General features: G+C 63.0%; 23 protein-coding genes. 9 read left to right on the forward strand and 14 right to left on the reverse strand.

The window, feature by feature from the left end:
* Positions 1-61 precede the first annotated feature (61 nt).
* From MTR72_RS12105 to MTR72_RS12115, 3 genes are read left to right on the forward strand one after another with little or no spacing between them, the layout of a single operon-like run.
* On the forward strand, positions 62-1,666 hold the full coding sequence (locus MTR72_RS12105; protein WP_280964011.1) for a carboxyl transferase domain-containing protein: 1,605 nt from the start codon (positions 62-64) through the stop codon (positions 1,664-1,666).
* A 2-nt stretch (positions 1,667-1,668) separates the two neighbouring features.
* Complete coding sequence (locus tag MTR72_RS12110; RefSeq protein ID WP_280964010.1) at positions 1,669-3,678, forward strand: acetyl-CoA carboxylase biotin carboxylase subunit; 2,010 nt, start codon at positions 1,669-1,671, stop codon at positions 3,676-3,678.
* Positions 3,678-4,586: a hydroxymethylglutaryl-CoA lyase gene (locus tag MTR72_RS12115; protein ID WP_280964009.1), complete on the forward strand. Its 909-nt coding sequence runs from the start codon at positions 3,678-3,680 to the stop codon at positions 4,584-4,586. Before MTR72_RS12110 ends, MTR72_RS12115 begins: the two co-directional genes overlap by 1 nt.
* A gap of 92 nt (positions 4,587-4,678) precedes the next feature.
* Here MTR72_RS12115 and MTR72_RS12120 read toward each other — a convergent pair whose 3' ends face one another.
* From MTR72_RS12120 to MTR72_RS12130, 3 genes are read right to left on the reverse strand one after another with little or no spacing between them, the layout of a single operon-like run.
* Entirely contained in the window at positions 4,679-6,037 is a 1,359-nt protein-coding gene (locus tag MTR72_RS12120; RefSeq protein ID WP_280964008.1) for a TRAP transporter large permease, read from the reverse strand.
* Entirely contained in the window at positions 6,034-6,588 is a 555-nt protein-coding gene (locus MTR72_RS12125; protein WP_280964007.1) for a TRAP transporter small permease, read from the reverse strand. The genes MTR72_RS12120 and MTR72_RS12125 overlap by 4 nt, the downstream gene beginning before the upstream one ends.
* Positions 6,585-7,607, reverse strand: coding sequence for a TRAP transporter substrate-binding protein (locus MTR72_RS12130; RefSeq protein ID WP_280964006.1), 1,023 nt, complete (start codon positions 7,605-7,607; stop codon positions 6,585-6,587). The genes MTR72_RS12125 and MTR72_RS12130 overlap by 4 nt, the downstream gene beginning before the upstream one ends.
* Positions 7,608-7,945: 338 nt before the next feature.
* On the opposite strand from MTR72_RS12130, the gene MTR72_RS12135 reads away from it, so the two are divergent.
* Positions 7,946-8,173 (forward strand): pentapeptide MXKDX repeat protein, encoded by a 228-nt coding sequence (locus MTR72_RS12135; RefSeq protein WP_280964005.1) that lies wholly within the window; start codon positions 7,946-7,948, stop codon positions 8,171-8,173.
* A gap of 113 nt (positions 8,174-8,286) precedes the next feature.
* On the opposite strand, the gene MTR72_RS12140 is transcribed toward MTR72_RS12135, so the two are convergent.
* Positions 8,287-8,640, reverse strand: coding sequence for a DUF6481 family protein (locus tag MTR72_RS12140; RefSeq protein WP_280964004.1), 354 nt, complete (start codon positions 8,638-8,640; stop codon positions 8,287-8,289).
* Positions 8,641-8,908: 268 nt separating this feature from the next.
* Here MTR72_RS12140 and MTR72_RS12145 point away from each other — a divergent pair, with 268 nt between their 5' ends.
* The 3 genes from MTR72_RS12145 (at position 8,909) to MTR72_RS12155 (ending at position 10,325) form a co-directional block, all read left to right on the forward strand.
* The gene (locus tag MTR72_RS12145; protein WP_280964003.1) at positions 8,909-9,133 is read left to right on the forward strand and encodes a hypothetical protein; all 225 of its coding nucleotides are present in this window, start codon (positions 8,909-8,911) and stop codon (positions 9,131-9,133) included.
* Between the two features lie 63 nt (positions 9,134-9,196).
* Complete coding sequence (locus MTR72_RS12150; protein ID WP_280964002.1) at positions 9,197-9,436, forward strand: hypothetical protein; 240 nt, start codon at positions 9,197-9,199, stop codon at positions 9,434-9,436.
* Between the two features lie 172 nt (positions 9,437-9,608).
* On the forward strand, positions 9,609-10,325 hold the full coding sequence (locus MTR72_RS12155; protein ID WP_280964001.1) for a hypothetical protein: 717 nt from the start codon (positions 9,609-9,611) through the stop codon (positions 10,323-10,325).
* A gap of 108 nt (positions 10,326-10,433) precedes the next feature.
* Here MTR72_RS12155 and MTR72_RS12160 read toward each other — a convergent pair whose 3' ends face one another.
* The 4 genes from MTR72_RS12160 to MTR72_RS12175 all read right to left on the reverse strand — a co-directional run bounded on the left by MTR72_RS12160 (position 10,434) and on the right by MTR72_RS12175 (position 12,164).
* Positions 10,434-10,616: a hypothetical protein gene (locus tag MTR72_RS12160; RefSeq protein WP_341510379.1), complete on the reverse strand. Its 183-nt coding sequence runs from the start codon at positions 10,614-10,616 to the stop codon at positions 10,434-10,436.
* Between the two features lie 149 nt (positions 10,617-10,765).
* A complete protein-coding gene (locus MTR72_RS12165) occupies positions 10,766-11,047 on the reverse strand; it encodes a hypothetical protein (protein WP_280963999.1) in 282 nt (93 codons plus the stop codon).
* A 702-nt stretch (positions 11,048-11,749) separates the two neighbouring features.
* The gene (locus tag MTR72_RS12170) at positions 11,750-11,911 is read right to left on the reverse strand and encodes a hypothetical protein (protein ID WP_280963998.1); all 162 of its coding nucleotides are present in this window, start codon (positions 11,909-11,911) and stop codon (positions 11,750-11,752) included.
* Between the two features lie 25 nt (positions 11,912-11,936).
* A complete protein-coding gene (locus MTR72_RS12175; protein ID WP_280963996.1) occupies positions 11,937-12,164 on the reverse strand; it encodes a hypothetical protein in 228 nt (75 codons plus the stop codon).
* A 179-nt stretch (positions 12,165-12,343) separates the two neighbouring features.
* Between MTR72_RS12175 and MTR72_RS12180 the strand changes: the two genes are divergently transcribed.
* A complete protein-coding gene (locus tag MTR72_RS12180; RefSeq protein WP_280970986.1) occupies positions 12,344-13,630 on the forward strand; it encodes a hypothetical protein in 1,287 nt (428 codons plus the stop codon).
* Positions 13,631-14,002: 372 nt separating this feature from the next.
* Here MTR72_RS12180 and MTR72_RS12185 read toward each other — a convergent pair whose 3' ends face one another.
* The 4 genes from MTR72_RS12185 to MTR72_RS12200 form a co-directional block, all read right to left on the reverse strand.
* The gene (locus MTR72_RS12185) at positions 14,003-14,302 is read right to left on the reverse strand and encodes a hypothetical protein (RefSeq protein ID WP_341510380.1); all 300 of its coding nucleotides are present in this window, start codon (positions 14,300-14,302) and stop codon (positions 14,003-14,005) included.
* 525 nt (positions 14,303-14,827) lie between these two features.
* On the reverse strand, positions 14,828-15,724 hold the full coding sequence (locus MTR72_RS12190) for a ketopantoate reductase family protein (protein WP_280963993.1): 897 nt from the start codon (positions 15,722-15,724) through the stop codon (positions 14,828-14,830).
* 10 nt (positions 15,725-15,734) lie between these two features.
* Entirely contained in the window at positions 15,735-15,896 is a 162-nt protein-coding gene (locus MTR72_RS12195; RefSeq protein WP_280963992.1) for a hypothetical protein, read from the reverse strand.
* Between the two features lie 42 nt (positions 15,897-15,938).
* Entirely contained in the window at positions 15,939-16,148 is a 210-nt protein-coding gene (locus MTR72_RS12200; RefSeq protein ID WP_280963991.1) for a hypothetical protein, read from the reverse strand.
* 354 nt (positions 16,149-16,502) lie between these two features.
* On the opposite strand from MTR72_RS12200, the gene MTR72_RS12205 reads away from it, so the two are divergent.
* On the forward strand, positions 16,503-16,667 hold the full coding sequence (locus MTR72_RS12205) for a hypothetical protein (protein WP_280963990.1): 165 nt from the start codon (positions 16,503-16,505) through the stop codon (positions 16,665-16,667).
* Positions 16,668-17,038: 371 nt separating this feature from the next.
* Here the strand turns inward: MTR72_RS12205 and MTR72_RS12210 are convergent, their stop codons facing one another.
* Both MTR72_RS12210 and MTR72_RS12215 read right to left on the reverse strand, forming a co-directional pair.
* The gene (locus MTR72_RS12210; RefSeq protein WP_341510381.1) at positions 17,039-17,518 is read right to left on the reverse strand and encodes a DUF3551 domain-containing protein; all 480 of its coding nucleotides are present in this window, start codon (positions 17,516-17,518) and stop codon (positions 17,039-17,041) included.
* A 19-nt stretch (positions 17,519-17,537) separates the two neighbouring features.
* A complete protein-coding gene (locus MTR72_RS12215; RefSeq protein ID WP_280963987.1) occupies positions 17,538-17,792 on the reverse strand; it encodes a DUF3551 domain-containing protein in 255 nt (84 codons plus the stop codon).
* Positions 17,793-18,044: the final 252 nt, after the last annotated feature.

Genomic DNA, 18,044 nt, shown 5'->3' on the forward strand with positions numbered 1-18,044 from the left:
TGCCGCGAAACGGGTCCAACCTGTCGCGGCGTCTCACCACATTCAGCAGCCCCGGGACCACATGCCGCTCCATTCCAGCATCGATCCATCGTCCTCAGATTTCGCTCGCAACGCCGATGCCATGCGCGCGCTCGTCGCCGACTTGCGCGAAAAGCTGGGCCAGGTAGCCGGCGGCGGCGGCGAGGCTTCGCGCAACCGCCACACTGCGCGCGGCAAGATGCTGGCGCGCCAGCGCGTCGACCTTTTGGTCGATCCCGGCACCTCGTTCCTGGAGCTGTCGCCGCTCGCCGCCTACGGCCTCTATGGCGGCGACGTGCATTCGGCGAGCATCGTGACTGGCGTGGGGCGTATCTCGGGCCGCGAATGCGTGATCGTCGCCAACGATGCCACCATCAAGGGCGGCACCTACTACCCGATGACGGTGAAGAAACATCTGCGCGCGCAGGACATCGCGCGGCAGAACAATCTGCCTTGCGTCTACATGGTGGATTCCGGCGGCGCCTTCCTGCCGCTCCAGGACGAGATCTTTCCGGACGAACGGCACTTCGGCCGCATCTTCTACAACCAGGCCCAGATGTCGTCGCAAGGCATCCCGCAGATCGCGATTGTGATGGGCTCCTGCACCGCCGGCGGCGCCTACGTGCCGGCGATGTCGGACGAGAGCATCATCGTGCGCAACCAGGGGACGATCTTCCTCGGCGGCCCGCCGCTGGTGAAGGCTGCCACCGGCGAGGTGGTGAGCGCGGAGGAGCTCGGCGGCGCCGACGTGCATTCGCGCCAGTCCGGCGTCACCGACCATTACGCGCAGAACGATGCCCATGCGATCGGCATTGCCCGGCGTATCGTCGGAACGCTGAAGCCGTCGGCGCGGCCGAACCTCAACATGCACCCGCCGCGCGATCCGCTGTTTGCGGCGGAAGAGATTTACGGCGTCGTACCCGTCGACGGCCGCAAGCCCTTTGACGTGCGCGACATCATCGCCCGTGTCGTCGACGGCTCCGAGTTCGACGAGTTCAAGAAGCTCTACGGCACGACGCTGGTCTGCGGCTTCGCCCACATCTGGGGTTTTCCGGTCGGCATCATCGCCAACAACGGCATCCTGTTCAGCGAGAGCTCGCTCAAGGGCGCGCATTTCATCGAACTGTGCTGCCAGCGCGGCATTCCCCTCGTGTTCCTGCAGAACATCACGGGCTTCATGGTCGGCAAGAAGTACGAGGCGGGTGGCATCGCGCGCGATGGCGCGAAACTCGTGACGGCGGTAGCGACCGCCTCGGTGCCGAAATTCACCGTCGTGATCGGCGGCTCCTACGGCGCCGGCAATTACGGCATGTGCGGCCGCGCCTACGGCCCTCGCTTCCTTTGGATGTGGCCGAATGCCCGTATCTCCGTGATGGGCGGCGAGCAGGCGTCCATGGTGCTCAGCCAGGTCCGACGCGACAACATCGAGGCCAAGGGCGATAGCTGGTCGAAGGAGGAGGAAGAGAAATTCCGCAGCCCGATCCGCGCGCAATATGAGAGCCAGGGCCATCCTTACTATGCGACGGCGCGGCTGTGGGACGATGGCGTGATCGACCCTGCCGACACCCGGCTCGTGCTCGGCCTCGGCCTCTCGGCGGCGTCGAATGCGCCGATCGAACCGACGAAATTCGGCCTGTTCAGGATGTGACGATGGACCGCTCAAACCTCTACCGGCGCTTTCGCACGCTCCTGATCGCCAATCGCGGCGAGATCGCCTGCCGCGTCATCCGCACTGCCCGCGCCATGGGCCTGCGCACCGTCGCCGTCTACTCCGAGGCCGACCGCGACGCGATGCATGTCGCACTCGCCGACGAAGCCGTGCTGCTGGGCCCCGCACGAGCACGCGACAGCTATCTCAACGTCGAGCGCCTGATCGAAGCCGCGCGGAAGACCGGCGCCGAGGCCGTGCACCCCGGCTACGGCTTCCTGTCGGAAAATGCCGAGTTCGCGCGGGCCTGCCTGGATGCCGGATTGGTCTTCGTCGGCCCGACCGCCGGAATGATGACGGCGATGGGCTCCAAGTCCGGCTCCAAGGCCCTGATGGAGAAGGCCGGCGTGCCGCTGGTGCCGGGCTATCACGGCGAGGCCCAGGACGATGCAACGCTGGCGAAGGCGGCCGAGAGGATCGGCTTCCCCGTTTTGGTCAAGGCCTCGGCCGGCGGCGGCGGACGCGGCATGCGCATCGTGCGCTCGGCGGCTGAACTGGGTCCTGCGATCGTCAGCGCCAAGCGCGAAGCGAAAGCCGCGTTCGGCGACGACACCATGCTGATCGAGAGATATGTCGACAATCCCCGGCACATCGAGGTGCAGGTGATCGGCGACAGCCACGGCAATCTCCTGTCGCTGTTCGAGCGCGAATGCACGCTGCAGCGCCGGCATCAGAAGGTGATCGAGGAGGCGCCGTCACCGACGCTCAACGCCACCCAGCGCGATAGCGTCTGCGCTGCCGCACGCAAGGCGGCGGGCGCGGTGAACTATGTCGGGGCCGGCACCATCGAGTTCGTCTCCGACGGCAAGGACGTATTCTTCATCGAGATGAACACCCGCCTTCAGGTCGAGCATCCCGTGACCGAGTTGATCACCGGGATCGACCTCGTCGAGTGGCAATTGCGCGTTGCCTTTGGGGAGGAACTGCCGCTCAAGCAGGACGAGATTCGGCTCAATGGCCACGCCATCGAGGCGCGCGTCTACGCCGAAAACCCGACCAAGAATTTTATGCCGTCGGTCGGCAGGATCTCGACCTGGCGGCTCCCGGCAGAAACCGGCGGCTTGCGCATCGATGCCGGCTATCGCGAGGGCGACGCCGTCTCGCCTTACTACGACGCGATGCTGGCCAAGATGATCGCGTGGGCCCCGACGCGGGATGTCGCGATCGAGCGGCTGAACCGCGGGCTCGAAGACTGCGACGTCCGCGGCATCGTCACCAACATCCCATTCCTGTCCGCCCTGATGACGCATCCGAAGGTGCGGGCGAACGCGATCGACACCGGCTTCATCGAGCGCGAGCTGGCGATCCTGACGCCGGCCGCAACCGCGCCCGGCGAGTTCGAGCTCTGCGCCGCCGTGGCCGCGATCGTGAACGATGAACGCCAGGCCGCGCAGGCGGATGCGAGTTCGCCCTGGCACACTTTTGGCTGGATGCCGGTGGGCAGGCGCCAGCGCAGCTTTTCCTTCCGCGTCGGGCATGGACCCGAGCAGAAGATCGCGCTCAACTATGGCAGCGGTCCGTCGACGCTCGTCATCGGCGAGCGCGAACTCGCCTTTGCCATCACGCCGAACGAGGGCGGATTCGATCTCACGCTCGACGGCGTCAAGTCGCAGGTCGCGGCCGTGATCGACGGTCACGAGGTGTATTTGCGCACCCGCAACGGCCGCTTCGACCTGCACTGGGTTGATCCGTTCGGCGGCGAGAGCGAGGAGCATGTCGGCGAGGACAAGATCGCGGCGCCGTTGCCGGGCACCGTCGTCGCCGTGCTCGCTGAAGAGGGCGCCAAGCTCGAGAAGGGCGCGCCGATCCTGACGCTGGAAGTGATGAAGATGGAGCAGACGCTGCGCGCGCCGTTCGCCGGCGTCTTGAAGGCGATCAAGTGCAAGGTCGGCGACATCGTGCAGGAAGGCGTCGAGCTGGCCGTGGTCGAGCCGTCGAGCGAGCAAGAATGATGAGCGATCAGGTTCGCATCATTGAAATGGGGCCGCGCGACGGCCTCCAGAACGAGAAGACGCCGATCAGCGTCGAGGCCCGCATCGCCTTTGTCGAGGCGCTGGTCGCGGCCGGCCTGGATACTGTCGAGGTCGGCGCCTTTGTCTCGCCCAAGGCGATCCCGCAGATGGCAAGCTCCGATGCCGTGCTGCGCGGCGTGAGCCACGTGAAGGGAGCGGAATTCCACGTGCTGGTGCCAAACGAGAAAGGCTATGAGGCCGCGCGGGGCGCCGGCGCCAGAGTGGTCTCCGTGTTCGCGGCAGCCTCCGAAGGTTTTTCACGCGCCAACATCAACTGCTCGGTTGCCGAATCCATCGAGCGGTTCAAGCCTGTTCTCGCGCACGCCAAGGCCGACGGCGTCAAGGTGCGTGGCTATATCTCCTGTGTGCTGGGCTGCCCGTTCGACGGCGAGATCAAGCCGAAGGCGGTTGCCGATCTCGCGAAGACACTGTGGGACCTCGGCTGCTACGAGATTTCGCTCGGCGATACCATCGGCGTCGGCACGCCGACCAAGGCGAAGGAGATGCTGCGTGCGGTCAGTGCCAACATTCCCGTCGCCAATCTCGCGATGCATTTCCACGACACCTATGGCCAGGCGCTCGCCAATCTCTATGCAGGAATGGAGGAGGGCGTCAGCGTCATCGATTCCGCGGCCGGCGGTCTCGGCGGCTGTCCTTACGCGCCGGGCGCGACGGGCAATGTCGCGACCGAAGACGTCGTCTACATGCTCGAGGGCATGGGGATCAGCACCGGCATCGACATGGAGAAGCTGCTGGCGGCAACCAACGAGATCAGCCGGCTGCTCGGGCGGCCGGCGGCGAGCCGCGTGGCCAATGCGCTGAACGCAAAGAAGCGCCGCGCGACTTAGTAGGGTGGGTTAGCGCAGCGTAACCCACCACTTTTCTCACACATTCGCGAGAAGAGGTGGGTTACGCTGCGCTAACCCACCCTACAATAGCATCACCTGCTCCCGTCCGGCCCCATCACCAGATCCGGCAGCCAGGTCGATATCTCCGGCACGAAGCAGAGCAGCAGCACGGCCGCCATCATCAACAGCACGAACGGCAGCGTGCCCCAGATCACCTCGCTCAGGGAGATGTCGGGAGCGACGTTGCGGATGACGAAGATGTTGAGGCCGACTGGCGGGTGGATCAACCCCATCTCCATCACGATGGTCATGACCACGCCGAACCAGATGATGTCGAAATTGGCAGCACGCAACGGCGGCAGGATGATCGGCGCCGTCATCAGGATGATCGAGACCGGCGGCAGGAAGAAGCCGAGCACGATCACCATGGCGAGAATGGCGAACAGCAGGCCCCAGCGCGGCAGGTGCATCGCGACAATCGATTCGGCGGCTGACTGCGAGATGTGCAGATAGCTCATCACGTAGGAATAGAGCAGGGACATGCCGATGATCATCATCAGCATCGTCGATTCCCTGATCGTCGACCGCATGATGGGACCGAGATCGCTCGGCCGCCATACGCCGTAAATGGCCGCAATCAGGGCCAGCGCCAAGAGACCGCCGAGGCCGGCGGTTTCCGACGGCGTGGCGTAGCCGCCATAGAGCGCGATCATGACGCCGGTGAGCAGCAGCACGAAGGGAATCACGCGCGGCAACACGCTGAAGCGCTCGGCGAGCGTATATTCGTCGCGGGTCAGGATCGCGGCCTCGGGCCCGCCGTTCTTGTAGATCGCTTCGGCCGCCGCATATTCCCTGCGGAAGCGGATCACGGCATAGGCACCGAACAGGCTGACCAGCAACAAACCCGGTCCGATGCCGGCGAGGAAGAGGCGGCCCAACGACTTTTCCGCCGCCACCGCGAACAGGATCATCGTGATCGAGGGCGGCAGCAGAATGCCGAGCGTGCCGCCGGCGGCGATGATGCCGGCGGCAAAGCCGCCGGAATAGCCGCGCTTGCGCATCTCGGGGATGCCGGCCGAGCCGATCGCCGAGCAGGTCGCGGGCGAGGAGCCCGCCATCGCCGCGAACAGCGCGCAGGCGAACACGTTGGCGACGCCGAGTCCGCCGGGCACGCGATGCAGCCAGGCGTGCAGCGCCGAGTAGAGATCCTGGCCGGCGCGCGACTTGCCGATCGCAGCGCCCTTCAGGATGAAGAGCGGGATCGACAAAAGCGTGATCGAGGCCATTTCCTCGTAGACGTTCTGCGTCACCGTATCGAGGGAGGCGGCGGGCATGTAGATGCCCATGAACACGACCGCGACCGCGCCGAGCGCGAACGCGATCGGCATGCCCGAGAACATCACCAGCAGCGTCGCAACGCCGTAAGCAACGCCGATACCGAAAACGCTCATGGCCGCCTGGCTCCGGTGAAGGGCAGCGCAAGCTGCACGATGATCTGTACGCAGAGCAGGCTCATGCCGAGCGCCATCAGCGCGTAGGGAATGGCGAGCGGCGGCGACCACATAGAATTCGAGACCTGGCCGTCGACATAGGCTTCGTGCGCCAGTGTCCAGGATTTCCAGGTGAAAAAGGCGCAGAACAGGAACGTCGCTGCATCGACGAGCCAGAGCCTGATCCTGTTCGCCAGCGGCGAAAGCAGGCCGACAAAGGCCTCGATGCCGATATGGCCCCGGTTCTGCTGCACATAGGCAGCCGTCATGAAGGTCGCGCCGACCAGCAGGAACACTGCGGCCTCGTCCTGCCAATAGTTGGCGGCCTTGAACAAGGCCCGGCTCAGGACGCTGTAGCTGAGGATCGCGCAGGCTGCGACCAGCGCGACTGCCGCGAACACGACGATGACGTTGTTGAGGATGGCGAGAGCGCGATCGAGCGCGGCCGCCGGGCTATTGCCGGCGGCAGCGCTCGTCGGTTCGTCACGATCCGGTAGCGGACCGTGGATCATGCTGCGACGTCGGAGGCGAGCTTGAGCAGTTTCGCCGCGGTCGCGGTCTTGGCGCCGTAATCCTTCCAGGCGGTATCGCGGGCGATGTCGCGCCACTTGCCGACGGTCGCGGCATCGAGCGCGCTGACCTTGGCGCCGGCCTTCTCATAGACCTTGGCGACCTCGACGTCGTCGTCCTGCGCGCCCTTGCGACCGAAGGCCTCGAGCTCGGTGCCGACGGCGAGCAGGATATCCTGATGGTTCTTCGGCAGCTTGTCGAAGATCGCTTTCGACATCATCAGCGGCTCGAGCATGAACCAGTAGGAGGCGCCCGCGCCGGACGTCAGCGATTTCGCCACCTCTTCGAGCCGGAACGAGATCAGGCTGGTCGAGGAGGTGATGCCGGCGTCGCACGCGCCGGTCTGCATCGCCGCGTAGATCTCGTTCGAGGGCACCGACAGCACCGAGGCGCCGGCGGTCTGGAGCACCATGTCCATCTCGCGCGAGCCGCCGCGGACCTTCATTCCCTTGGCGTCCTCGGGCGCAACGATCGGCTTGGAGCGGCTGGCGACGCCGCCGGCCTGCCAGACCCAGGTGAGCAGGATGATGCCCTTGTCGGCGAGGAAGTCGGTGAGCGCCTTGCCGACCGGCTCCTTCTTCCAGCGCAGGCCCTGGTCGTAGGTGGTCACAAGACCCGGCATCAGGCCGATATTGGTCTCCGGCAGTTCGCCGCCGGCATACGGCATCGGATAGAGGCTGATGTCGAGCGCGCCCTTGCGCATCGCGGAGAACTGCGCGTTGGTCTTGATCAGCGACGAGTTCGGATAGATTTCGGCGGCAATGTCGCCATTGCTGCGCTTGGCCACTTCGGCCGCGAACATGCGGCAGAGCCGGTCACGGAAATCGCCTTTATCGATCGTGCCACCCGGGAACTGGTGCGAGATCTTCAGCGTGGTCGCGGCATGCGCGGTGCCTATGCCGAAGCGGAGAATGGCGGGTGCCGCGACGGCGGTCGCGAGCAGGTGGCGGCGCGTGAACATGGATCGATCCCCTTGGACGGTTCTTTGCTTGAATTGGGTAGGTCATGAGACCGGCAGCCCATCCTAGCCGGTCTTTCACCCGATATTCTCTAGTCTGATAGTTCGAGACCGAATGCGGCGGCAAGTCGCAGCGTTGGTGCGCTGCACACTCGCCCTCGGCGGTCCGCGGCACTAGCACGGGCCACCCGGCGAAATTGTGTCGAAGGCATGAAATCCCGGCCACCGGAGTTATCCGGAAAAATACGTGCGGTGCGCGTAACAAACCCGGTCCGCAATCCGTCGAGCAGGATTAGCGGCATCCGTCGCTGGCAAACACCATCTCGAAGGGAAGTTGAACCATGACCATTCGCACCCCGATCGCGCTCGGCGCCGCCGCTCTCTCGCTCAGCCTGGCCTTCGCGCCCGCCTTCGCCATGGATGACATGAAGAAGGACTCGATGAAGAAGGAGACGATGTCCAAGGACGGGATGAAAAAGGACACCATGTCCAAGGACGACGGGATGAAGAAGGACACGATGTCGAAAGACGGCATGAAGAAAGGCGAGGGCATGATGAAGAAGAATTGATCGAGTCTTCATCTTCATTCCGGGGCGCGCGATAGCGCGACCCCGGAGTCTCGAGATTCCACAATTCGCAATGACGAATTGGTGTCCGATGCTTCGCATCGCCCCGGAATGATCTACTTCCGCTTGCCCTTGGCTTTGCGGGCGGCATAGCGCGCGTCGCGCTTGGCCTTCTGCTCGGCTTCGAGCGCGGCCAGCTTGGCTGCCGCCTCCTCGGCCTCGCGGGCAATCCGTGCGGCTTCCGCGGCCGCGGCCTCTTCCTCACGGCGCTTCTGCTCGAGCTTTTCCGCCTCGCGCGCCGCCTTTGCCTCGGCGCGCTTCGCGGCAATCGCCTCGCGCTCGGCGCGTCGCGCCACGACCGCGGGATCGTCGGGCCCCGGCTGAGACTTGAATTTGTTCAAAAGATTTTTGCGGGCTTCCTGTGCCGCCTTTTGCCGGTCTGCGAAGCCGGGTTCTCTGAATCCACTCATCTAACGAGCCTTGTCTTCCTCGCTTTCAATCCTACATCAGTGCCTGTGGGTACGCCGGCCGCACGAAGCGCGCCGCGCGACGGACATGCGTGTACAACCACGCGCGTCGCGAAGCCACCCATAATCGCAGCCGATCAGGTAGACGAAAAATCGCTGGACTAGCCGATCGTTCGTAGCCTGGAAAAACTGCCGAATTGTGATGTCCCTCATATGGGAGCACGGAGGCGGGCGCCTAGCGTCCCGTCCCGCAACGAGACGGAGCACGGGCATGACTTTCCGGCCGAGCCTGAAGGCGATCGCAATCACCTTTGCCGCGGCCGCGCTCGCGGGAGCGGCGCTGCTGCTCACCCGTCCTCAACCGATCGAAAGTGCCGTTCTGGGTGGCAATTGGGAGTGCACCCAGACTGCGTTTGTGCTCACCACCTGCGCACCGCGGGTGGCCCCGGCCGTCGAAACCTCGCGCAAGGATGCCGTCAGGCCGACCAGGGGCTGATCGAGATGTGACGCGACGTCGCAGAGGTGATAAAGCGCCGTCCACCCGCGCGACAAGGTAGCCATGCCCAAGCCCGAACCAGGCGAGAAACCCAAGCCGCAAGCTGGCAAGGCCCGGTCCAACCCTCCGCCCAATCCCCAGTCCGGTGACAGCCGCCGCGCGGCGCTCGCAGGCCTGATCATTGCTGCGGTGATCCTCGGCGTCGGCCTGTGGCTTGCCCGCGACCTCACGGCCGCCAGCAAGATGCAGGACTGCCTGATGTCGGGCCGCACCAATTGCAATGTGATCGAACCCGCCCGCTGAGGCCGGTTCCAACAGCCCGATCCGGACGAAAAATTGCCGTGATCCTAATCATTTGTAACGAGACTTCGCCGTTCAGGCAGGTCAGTTATGTCGGCCGGCATCACCCTTGTCGCGTGAGAATCGTCTATCGCGCAGGGATCAGGGCCGTCGAGAAGTAGGGGGTCAGGCACCAATGAGTGCGTCCAGCCGCATGAAGATCATCGTTCCCTTGGTTTCGGCCATGTCGCTGCTCGCGTTTTCGGTGCAGGCACAGGAGCCGGGGCCGGGCGCCGGCGCACCGCCGGCCCAGAACGCTCCGCAGAACACCCGCAAAGGCCCGCCGCCGCAGCAGGCGGCCCGGCCCGCGCCTCAGCACGGGGCGGGTGGTCCGCCGCCGGGATGGTACGTGGCCCGTGGCGCCGCGCCGGCCCGCGATTGGGGCGGACACAGGTATCGTGGTAATCTCGCCTGGGAAGGCGGACGCTGGCGCCATGAGGTCCACAACGGCCGCTCGGGCTGGTGGTGGGATGTCGGCGGCGTCTGGTATTACTATCCGCAGCGCATGGATGGCCCGCCCGCCTACATCTCCGAGGAGTATGTCGATGACGTGCCGGTGGCCTATGCGCCGCCGCCGCCTCCGGTCGCTTATGCACCCCCGCCGCCTCCACCGCCACCGGCGGATCCCGGCGCGAGCGCCCTTGGCGGTGCCATCGTTGGCGGCGTGCTCGGCGGCCTGCTCTCGGGCAACGCAACCGGCGCGGCCGCTGGCGCCGTTCTTGGCGGCGCGACCGGCGCGATCGCCGGTGCGACGGCCGCCTCGCGGCCTGGCTACTATCTGGCCGAGGGCAACTGTTACTACCGCTACCCCAACGGCCAGTATGTGCTCGCCGATCCCCGGGCGTGCTACTGACCCTCTGACTGAACGTTTGATCCGAATGAGGCGGGCCGGTGCCCGCCTCATTTGTTTTTGCGGACGTTGGTGGCCGATGATGTTGCCTCGGCCTGGACTCGCCGCACCTTAGGACGCGAGCCGGTTCAGGAGCGTCACTGCAAGCCAGATCAGCCCGCCGATCCTGGCGGTCATTACGATGGCGATCGTTGCGAGACAGGCGACACCGAACAGGTCGGGTCCCCGTGGCGAGGCTGCTGCGTCAGCCTCTGCTGCTGTTTCGGCGTCTGGTGTCATGACGTGAACGGCCATCCATGTTGTTGTGTCGCGCTCCGCGGAGCGTCGTGGCGCTGTTTAGCGGAGGCGTCTCGGCGCAGGCTGTGACGCGATTCACAAACGCGCTTCACCTCTTTGTGCGCTAGGTATTCAGAACCATCGCAAGCCTTGGAGCTTACTCCCAGTCACGAAGCGATCAGAAGGAGTGACTTCATGAAACTGGCCGCGATCACGTTAAGCCTGGCCCTGGCAATCTCGTCGACAGCCGCTCTCGCGCAAACCGCAGGCGGCTCCGCCGGAGGCGGCACATCGTCGGGGCCTTCAACCGGCGGCGTGGGCACATCGAGCGGCGGCGTGTCCTCCGGTTCGCCCGGCAGCACCACAGGCACCAGCACCACAGGCACCGGCACGGGCGGAGCGACCGGCGCGACCGGTGGGATGAACACGACGATCAATCCATCGGGCAACACGTTGCTGCCGGGAAGCCCGAACCCGTCGCAGCCCGCACCGCCTCCGAACCCGTCGACGGGCCGCTGAACTCGTCATTCAGGCGATAACGAAAACACGAAAGCCGGCGCGACGATGGTTGCGCCGGTCTTTTCGCACGGCATATCGCACCCGAAAAGCCTCACCTGTTTCGTCCGACGCGAATCATTGGCCGATGGCAACCGCAGCCCGTGAAATCCTCTCCGCAATCATACGGACGAAATTGCCATGCGCTTGTTCAGATCGACCGGGTAGATTTGGCTTCATGTGTACCAAGTACGATCCACAGCGCGAGGCCGAGGCGGCAATGAAGCGGGCCGCGGCATCTGAAGGCGACGACCGGCAAAGGTTGATTCAGCTTGCCCTGGCCTGGCAACAACTCGCGCGCGAGCGTCGCGACGAGCAGGCGGACTAGTCGCGTGCGGCGAGATTCGGTCGGCGGCCGGCTGCCGATACGCGCGATGGTGGGGAGGCGATTGCAGAAACGTCTATGAGAAAAACCCCATGCTCGAGAGGCGAGCACGGGGTCCTTCAAAGCCGACCGGGGCTGGCAAGTCGGCACTACACAATTTCCGGTGTGCAACGCGCTGCTCGCAGGTTCGTTCCTCGGAAATCGTAAAGAGAATGATCTATCGCATAAGTAGCGGTACGATATCCTTGCAACCATCAGCAAAGTACTGAAATTACGAAGACTTCTTCCTCTTGTTCTTCTTCATGACTTTGGCCTGGGCGCGGAAGGCGGAGGCCAGCGCCTTCATCTGGTTGGCCACAAACGCATCCGCCACCTGCTGAGCGGCCTTCTCCGCAACACGCGCCTGCTGTTTGAGCGACTTGGTCGGCTTCATCGGCGCCACATCTGGGTCCAACTGTCTACTTTCTCTTCTCGTCCCTCTTGGGGGCGGCTTTGGAGGTGTCCTTCATCTCGGATTGATTGGCCCTGTTCACGTTCATGCCGGTCGTGTCCATCGAACCCTTTTCCGTGGCCCCGTTCATATTCTCCGGCCGCTCCATGCCGGTTTGCGGAGCAGGGCCTGTGTTCTGGGCGAAGGCCGGGCCGCAGATGAAAGTGAGGGCGGCGACTGCAATAACCCTGTTCATGGCGGACTCCCCTTACGCAGGACTACCTTCCTGCCGTGGAGTTTGTTCCTGTGCGGGCGGAACATTTCCATGCACGGTCACGTTGCATGATACATGCTATGGCAACCCGGGCCATCGCCGCAGGTGGACCCAAGGCGATCACCGAACGTTGGTCTCCCACCGCATCTGCCAAGATCCGCATGGAGACCGTCCGAGCCTATCTGCAACGGAAGCATCAGGAACTCAGGCTGCTCGATGAGTGTCTGAGACGCCCGCTGCGTTTCGCCTGTCCTCGATCCGTCGAGGAGGTGATCACGTCCAAATTCCAGATCACCGCGGCGCTGAGGGCCGAGCACGCGCTGCATGACTGGAAGGCGACAGAGACGGCGTGGTCGCACACGAGTTGCCCTGCCAGCGGCCCATTCGCATTCAGATACGACTATCAGCGCGCGGATCTCGAGGTGCGCGGCCCACCATTCTATGATCCCGAGGATCTCGGCGCTTCGGAGACGATCTACACCTCGTCCGGCATGGCTGCGATCTCGGCGCTACTTCTTGCGTCCGCAGAAATCCTCGGCAAGGCGGACATGCTCACGCTGCCCGGCTCGTACGGCGAGACCCTGGAATTCGTCCAGAGCTACGCCCGGCATTTCCGGCTGATCACGGTGGAGCATCCGCTCGATGGGGCGCTTGGGTCGTCATGCTCGCCCCGCGTCCTCCTGCTTGACTCATGCATTGATGCGAGCGCGTTCGAGGCCATCCTGCGCTGCGCGAGCCCGACGCTGGATCTCCTGGTTTTCGACACGACGTGCTTTGCCAGCAGGTCTGGCCGCATCCGGCGCGTCCTGCGATGGGCGCGGAGGTGGGACATTCCAGTGGTCATGGTGCGCAGCCACACCAAGCTGGATTCGCTTGGGGCCGAGTATGGCCGCCTCGGCTCGGCGGTCTTCGTCCGTTGGGACGAGAGCGCCGTTCGGGCACGAGGTAAAAGACGTGAACAACTGCCGGCGGAAACCCGCAACGCAATTCGGCTCCTTGGCGGCGCGGCCCTGCCAGCGCATTTCCCGCCCTATGTCGGCACAACTGACTATCAGAGGCTGGCGAAAAAACGTGTTGCAGCCATCCTGCGCAACGGCCGTCGCACCGCGCGATGTTTTGCCTCCGAGCTCGCGGCGTGGCCGGCCGAGCTCAACTTCACCCACGGCCTCTATGTGACGCTCGGCACGACCCGCTTCCTCGATGAGGCAGCCGCGCGGCGAGCCGCCGAAGACATGAGCGACGATCTCAGCCGGAAGGGATTTCCAATTCGCCACGCCGGCAGCTTCGGTTTCGATTTCGCCGCGACCGAGTGGTTTCATAACTCGGCGAACGGTCAGTACAGCGTTCGGGTTGCCATCCCCGATCTACCGACCGCGCTGTGGGATGATCTGACCGCGGCGATTGCAAGGTGGTGGGCAACGCATCAGTTGGAGCTTGTCGAGGGATGAGCGAAGCCTTCGCGACCCGGCAGAAGGAAGGCAGCGGGCGGCTTTTCGACAGTGATTTCAACCAATAGCGAGGCTGGCGATCCCAGCACGAGCCTTGTGCAGCGGGTCCTTGGCCGAAATGGACAAACAGGCGCCCCAGAGGTCAGCAACCGACCACGTCTAACACCGCGCGTGAACTGTGCTGTTCGCGCCGCCACCTTGATCCAGTGCTCCACCATAGTCCGGCCGATCGCGATGCTCGGAACCCGGACCCTCAAGGTCCATCCGGCAGGCGGCCCGGAAATAGATCGGGGCCAACGTCGCCGCGAGTGCAGCGCGTTGAAATCGGAGATGCCATCGACCCCGAGTAGACGGAGAGGAATGCTGCTCTGCTCAGGCTATGCTCTGGTTCAATCTCGCGTCGGCGAAACAACGTCCCACGACATCAATCGGCGGCTTGCAATTCGCGTCGAAACGCGATTTTGGCGCGAGCAATCCATTTTGACGGTTAGGCAGCGCTCGCATAGCAGGCAGCCTGTCACCTTTGACTGCTCGATTGGCAACCTGATCGACAACTATGGCAGCTTTCGCGCTAATATCTGCCTGGTAGGAAAATGCCTGCTGCGCCCCAATTAGACCGGCGAGGCTCACGATGCAGGTAAGGAAACGCGACGTGAGTGTCTTCAAACGCATGACAACTACTCACTCAGGAATGTCCGCTTGCCCCCCTGGCATAGGTTCTGTCGCGCGAAGGAGCTTTGGGGTTCAAAGTCCTTGGGTGCATCCCACCAATCTCCCCGGCCACCAATCACCTCAGCCGCCGCCTTGTGAGAAGGCATTGAGGTGAAAACGACGGGCAGGAAGAGCGGGCTGCCAATCCCAAAATTGATGCTGATTAAAATGCCACAAATGCCAGCACGCAATGATTCAGCCTTTTTGGCCGGACGCAGTCCTCCTTGAGAGCCCGCTGCTGTGTCAGCGCATCGGTGTAAGGCAGACACGTTGTGCTCACCGCGAGTTATTCCGGATGTGACCCCTGGACGACCTCCACCGATCAGAAATCTTCCGCTTTGGCGTCAATAGCGCCACTTGGCTGGACGGCCTTATATCCTATTGCGGGCTCGGCTTCCTCTTGTTGAGGGAACGTCCAGAACAACTTGAATTGGGCCATGTGCAGGATCTTAGCGACCCAAGTCGAGGCCAGCGTCACACATCGCATCACTGTTTGTGCTTCATCTCAGCCAGCTTCACCATCACCTGAAGGGCACGATTAGTCGGTGTTGGAATGCCCAATTCGGCACCCTTGCGCACGACGTGCCCGTTGAGAAAGTCGATCTCGCTTGGTTTGCCACGCGCGAGATCCTGCGCGGTGGACGACTTCTGGTTCGGCATGGCCGCCGGAATTTTCAATATCTGGTCAAGCAGGTCTTCCTGCACGAGGACGCCGCAAGCACGGGCGACGGTGATGGCTTCCTGCACCGCGCTGGCCACAACATCCCTCGTGCCTTCGACGTCCAGCATCGGTCCGTAGGAGATGCCCGCCACGGCAGAGAGCGCGTTATAGGCGCAGTTCGTGACCAATTTGCTCCAAAGGACCTTCTCGATGTCGTCGTTCACGGTCGTCTGGATGTCGGCCGCGCGCAGCGTTTGGGCCAACGCTTCGCTTTTTGGGGATGAGCCGATTACGAGGGCGCCACCGCCATGATGCCTGACGTGGCCGGGGCCGGCCATTTCGCTGCCGACATAAACCACGGCAGGAATAACAGGATGACCAGTGACGGCGCGAAGACGCTGCGGATTGTCGACGCCGTTCTGGAGGCTGATGATAGACGTTTCCGGACCTAAGCGTCCGGCCAAAGACCGACCTGCTTCTTCCGTATCGGCTGACTTGACGCAAAATAGCACCAGGTCTGGCGAGGCGAGGGAGCTTGCATCTGTAGCCGCACTGGCAGGCAAGTAGTCCTTGAAGTTCTGTGTTTCCAGGAGGAGGCCATGCGCGTTGATCGCATCGACGTGCGTTTGCCTGCCGATGAACATCACATCATGCGCAGCCCTCGCCAGTAGGCCACCATAGTAGCAGCCCACTGCTCCAGCTCCGACGATCGCGATTTGCACGGCATCTCCCTTAATGGCTGAGTAGTCTGTCAGGCGGCAGCTTTGCTTTCTTTGTCGGCGCGTCGCGCGACGATCCTTGGATCGTCGTCGGGCAGGGGCGCAGCAAGACTTTCGCTTCGTCCCACGGCGCGTGCAACAACACGTCACGCTCCTTGTCGAAAGTCAGGATCATCGGCCTAGCCTTCGGGTGGACTGACACCAGCACCGCGTTCGCTCAGCGATCAGTAGACGTGAGGACCCCCTTTGCGTCGCTCAGCTTCCGCATGTAGTAGCCTTGCCTTTGAACCGCCGACTTGATCTCGTCACTAACTTTGCGAACCTTCTTCTTGGATTTGCGCCATCGCCCCGACTTGTGTGGGGGTATAGGAAGTCCCTTACTAACGACGAGCAAGTCCCGTCTTTCGTTTAAATAAACGTCAAACATGTGCCACCCCGAGCCAATTTAACGTTGTCGTTTCGGTGCAAAAGGGCAGTTGAAAAATTCACGCTGGGCTTTTTTAGCCGCTTCATCGCAGCACTGTCGCTTTGACAATAACACCTGTCTTTCGGTCCGCATCCTGTGAATAGCGGGGAAGATTCCCGGTGTTCATCCAATCTGGCGCGTTCTTCTGCTTGTATGTTGTTCGGATGTCACACGTACACACCAACAAATTTCCGCATCGCGTCGCGGTGAACGCCTCATGGCTTGCACCCCAGGCAAGGGAACAAGCTGTGGATTAAAGGCAAGTTGAACCCAAGAGGCGCGGTTGATGGAACCAAAACGCCGTGGGAGTCAACGATGCCGATTAACGAGCTGATAGACAGATTGATCGAAGAACACCGGGGCGACGTTCACGGGGCCTTACAGGCGCTCCTCCGGCTCAACGAGCGGCTCGAGGCCGAGTTGCAATACTTCTATGAACAATCCGACATCACTCCACCGCACAGAGGCACGCTGCACTAGACCATGGTTCGCGGCAGTAAGGCCAAATCACCTCGTCCGCGGCGCGGTTGGTTGAAGCATTATGTGAGCGCTGCGGGAAGCGGCGACAGGTTGCCAACGTAGCGGCTGATCGCGCGAAATAGGTTGATGATCGCTGCTTTGTTGATCGTGATGCTGTTAGAGATTGCACATCGGCGAAGGCTACGATCGAAACGGTGCGCAGTAGATCACGTACAGCCAGCCCAAAATGCCGTGGATGATCGCCTAGAGGATCGACTTGTTTGTGGGGGCGGGTCCTCTGAAGGCCAGGCGGCCGATATTCGATCCAACCGCTTCGAGTGGAATATGCGTGAAAGCCTCGGTCACCTTCCGCCACCAAGGCTGCCCTGTCATCAATAGGCGCGACCGCGCGGCGACCCTTGCGGCCAATATGGATTATCCAAGCACATGGCCGGAAGTCCCGATGCCGCTGCTCGGCACTGATCCCATGATGTAAACTTGCACTCGAAATATGTGCCGCCACCCCAGACCCACCTTTGCAGGCAGACCGGAAATCTGGAATCGTAGGTTTGCGCTGCGGCGGGCACGACTACCGACAACACCGCACCGCTCAGCAATAGCCAAAGTAGCAGTCTGCGCATCGCCGGCCTCATCTCAGATCGATCATTTTTGGGAGCCTGATAGACGCGCCAACGGGGCACAATCGCGAAGTTCTCAAAATCTGGGCGCGTACACAACGCCCGACGTTTTCCCGAATTCGCTGCCGTCTTGTGGTGCGGGTGTCGTGGCCCTTGTTTGTCAGCGCGAAGCCGCAGGCGTAGCGCAGCCATGTGCGGGTGGACCTCGAACGGTAGCCATTCAGACACGTTCATCTCCCGCCGGGAAACTATTTTAGTAGACGCGGCGATAGTATCGTCCCGCAGGCACTCGCGTGTTCGCAAAATACGGATTGATGACGCACTGAGCCCCGCGGCCCGATGCCGTCGCGTTGCACTGGGGCAGCGAGGTGTAGCGGCATTCGTAATAGTTCGCTTCCGGGTGATACACGTGTAGGCAAACCGGATAAGCCGCATCGTACGTCTGGGCCGCCGCCGGCCCTATTGAGAGCGTCCCGATTGCCAAAATCACAAAGGTCAGAATGCGCATCAGAACCTCCTTGGGAATTGGCGGCTGGGGTTGGATGGCAGCTCCGCACTAACGCTGAAATAGGGATTGGCGCCGCAATCCCCCAACCGTGTGCATTCGGGGCACCTCGTCGCGCATGCGGCGATAATCCCAATCTGGTGCGCAGGCACTCCGTTCGACGCGCTGGCGCGGCAGAACTTCCGAGTTCACACCGGCCCACAACCAAATAGGAGGCGAGTCGGGTGCCAGAAATCCGCCGGCCTTGCCAGACGC

The organism is Bradyrhizobium sp. ISRA442 (assembly GCF_038085055.1).
In the GTDB taxonomy this organism is placed as follows: Bacteria; Pseudomonadota; Alphaproteobacteria; order Rhizobiales; family Xanthobacteraceae; genus Bradyrhizobium.

What these genes read in the sequence shown, in the direction of transcription:
- MTR72_RS12170 (WP_280963998.1), bottom strand. Translation starts at nt 11,911, where the DNA reads ATGAAGCCGACCAAGTCGCTCAAACAGCAGGCGCGTGTTGCGGAGAAG.
- MTR72_RS12140 (WP_280964004.1), bottom strand. Translation starts at nt 8,640, where the DNA reads ATGAGTGGATTCAGAGAACCCGGCTTCGCAGACCGGCAAAAGGCGGCA.
- MTR72_RS12185 (WP_341510380.1), bottom strand. Translation starts at nt 14,302, where the DNA reads ATGCGTTTGAAGACACTCACGTCGCGTTTCCTTACCTGCATCGTGAGC.
- MTR72_RS12180 (WP_280970986.1), top strand. Translation starts at nt 12,344, where the DNA reads ATGGAGACCGTCCGAGCCTATCTGCAACGGAAGCATCAGGAACTCAGG.
- MTR72_RS12150 (WP_280964002.1), top strand. Translation starts at nt 9,197, where the DNA reads ATGCCCAAGCCCGAACCAGGCGAGAAACCCAAGCCGCAAGCTGGCAAG.
- MTR72_RS12110 (WP_280964010.1), top strand. Translation starts at nt 1,669, where the DNA reads ATGGACCGCTCAAACCTCTACCGGCGCTTTCGCACGCTCCTGATCGCC.
- MTR72_RS12135 (WP_280964005.1), top strand. Translation starts at nt 7,946, where the DNA reads ATGACCATTCGCACCCCGATCGCGCTCGGCGCCGCCGCTCTCTCGCTC.
- MTR72_RS12155 (WP_280964001.1), top strand. Translation starts at nt 9,609, where the DNA reads ATGAGTGCGTCCAGCCGCATGAAGATCATCGTTCCCTTGGTTTCGGCC.
- MTR72_RS12205 (WP_280963990.1), top strand. Translation starts at nt 16,503, where the DNA reads ATGCCGATTAACGAGCTGATAGACAGATTGATCGAAGAACACCGGGGC.
- MTR72_RS12160 (WP_341510379.1), bottom strand. Translation starts at nt 10,616, where the DNA reads ATGGCCGTTCACGTCATGACACCAGACGCCGAAACAGCAGCAGAGGCT.
- MTR72_RS12125 (WP_280964007.1), bottom strand. Translation starts at nt 6,588, where the DNA reads ATGATCCACGGTCCGCTACCGGATCGTGACGAACCGACGAGCGCTGCC.
- MTR72_RS12200 (WP_280963991.1), bottom strand. Translation starts at nt 16,148, where the DNA reads ATGTTTGACGTTTATTTAAACGAAAGACGGGACTTGCTCGTCGTTAGT.
- MTR72_RS12115 (WP_280964009.1), top strand. Translation starts at nt 3,678, where the DNA reads ATGAGCGATCAGGTTCGCATCATTGAAATGGGGCCGCGCGACGGCCTC.
- MTR72_RS12195 (WP_280963992.1), bottom strand. Translation starts at nt 15,896, where the DNA reads ATGATCCTGACTTTCGACAAGGAGCGTGACGTGTTGTTGCACGCGCCG.
- MTR72_RS12120 (WP_280964008.1), bottom strand. Translation starts at nt 6,037, where the DNA reads ATGAGCGTTTTCGGTATCGGCGTTGCTTACGGCGTTGCGACGCTGCTG.
- MTR72_RS12175 (WP_280963996.1), bottom strand. Translation starts at nt 12,164, where the DNA reads ATGAACAGGGTTATTGCAGTCGCCGCCCTCACTTTCATCTGCGGCCCG.
- MTR72_RS12210 (WP_341510381.1), bottom strand. Translation starts at nt 17,518, where the DNA reads ATGAACGTGTCTGAATGGCTACCGTTCGAGGTCCACCCGCACATGGCT.
- MTR72_RS12145 (WP_280964003.1), top strand. Translation starts at nt 8,909, where the DNA reads ATGACTTTCCGGCCGAGCCTGAAGGCGATCGCAATCACCTTTGCCGCG.
- MTR72_RS12130 (WP_280964006.1), bottom strand. Translation starts at nt 7,607, where the DNA reads ATGTTCACGCGCCGCCACCTGCTCGCGACCGCCGTCGCGGCACCCGCC.
- MTR72_RS12105 (WP_280964011.1), top strand. Translation starts at nt 62, where the DNA reads ATGCCGCTCCATTCCAGCATCGATCCATCGTCCTCAGATTTCGCTCGC.
- MTR72_RS12215 (WP_280963987.1), bottom strand. Translation starts at nt 17,792, where the DNA reads ATGCGCATTCTGACCTTTGTGATTTTGGCAATCGGGACGCTCTCAATA.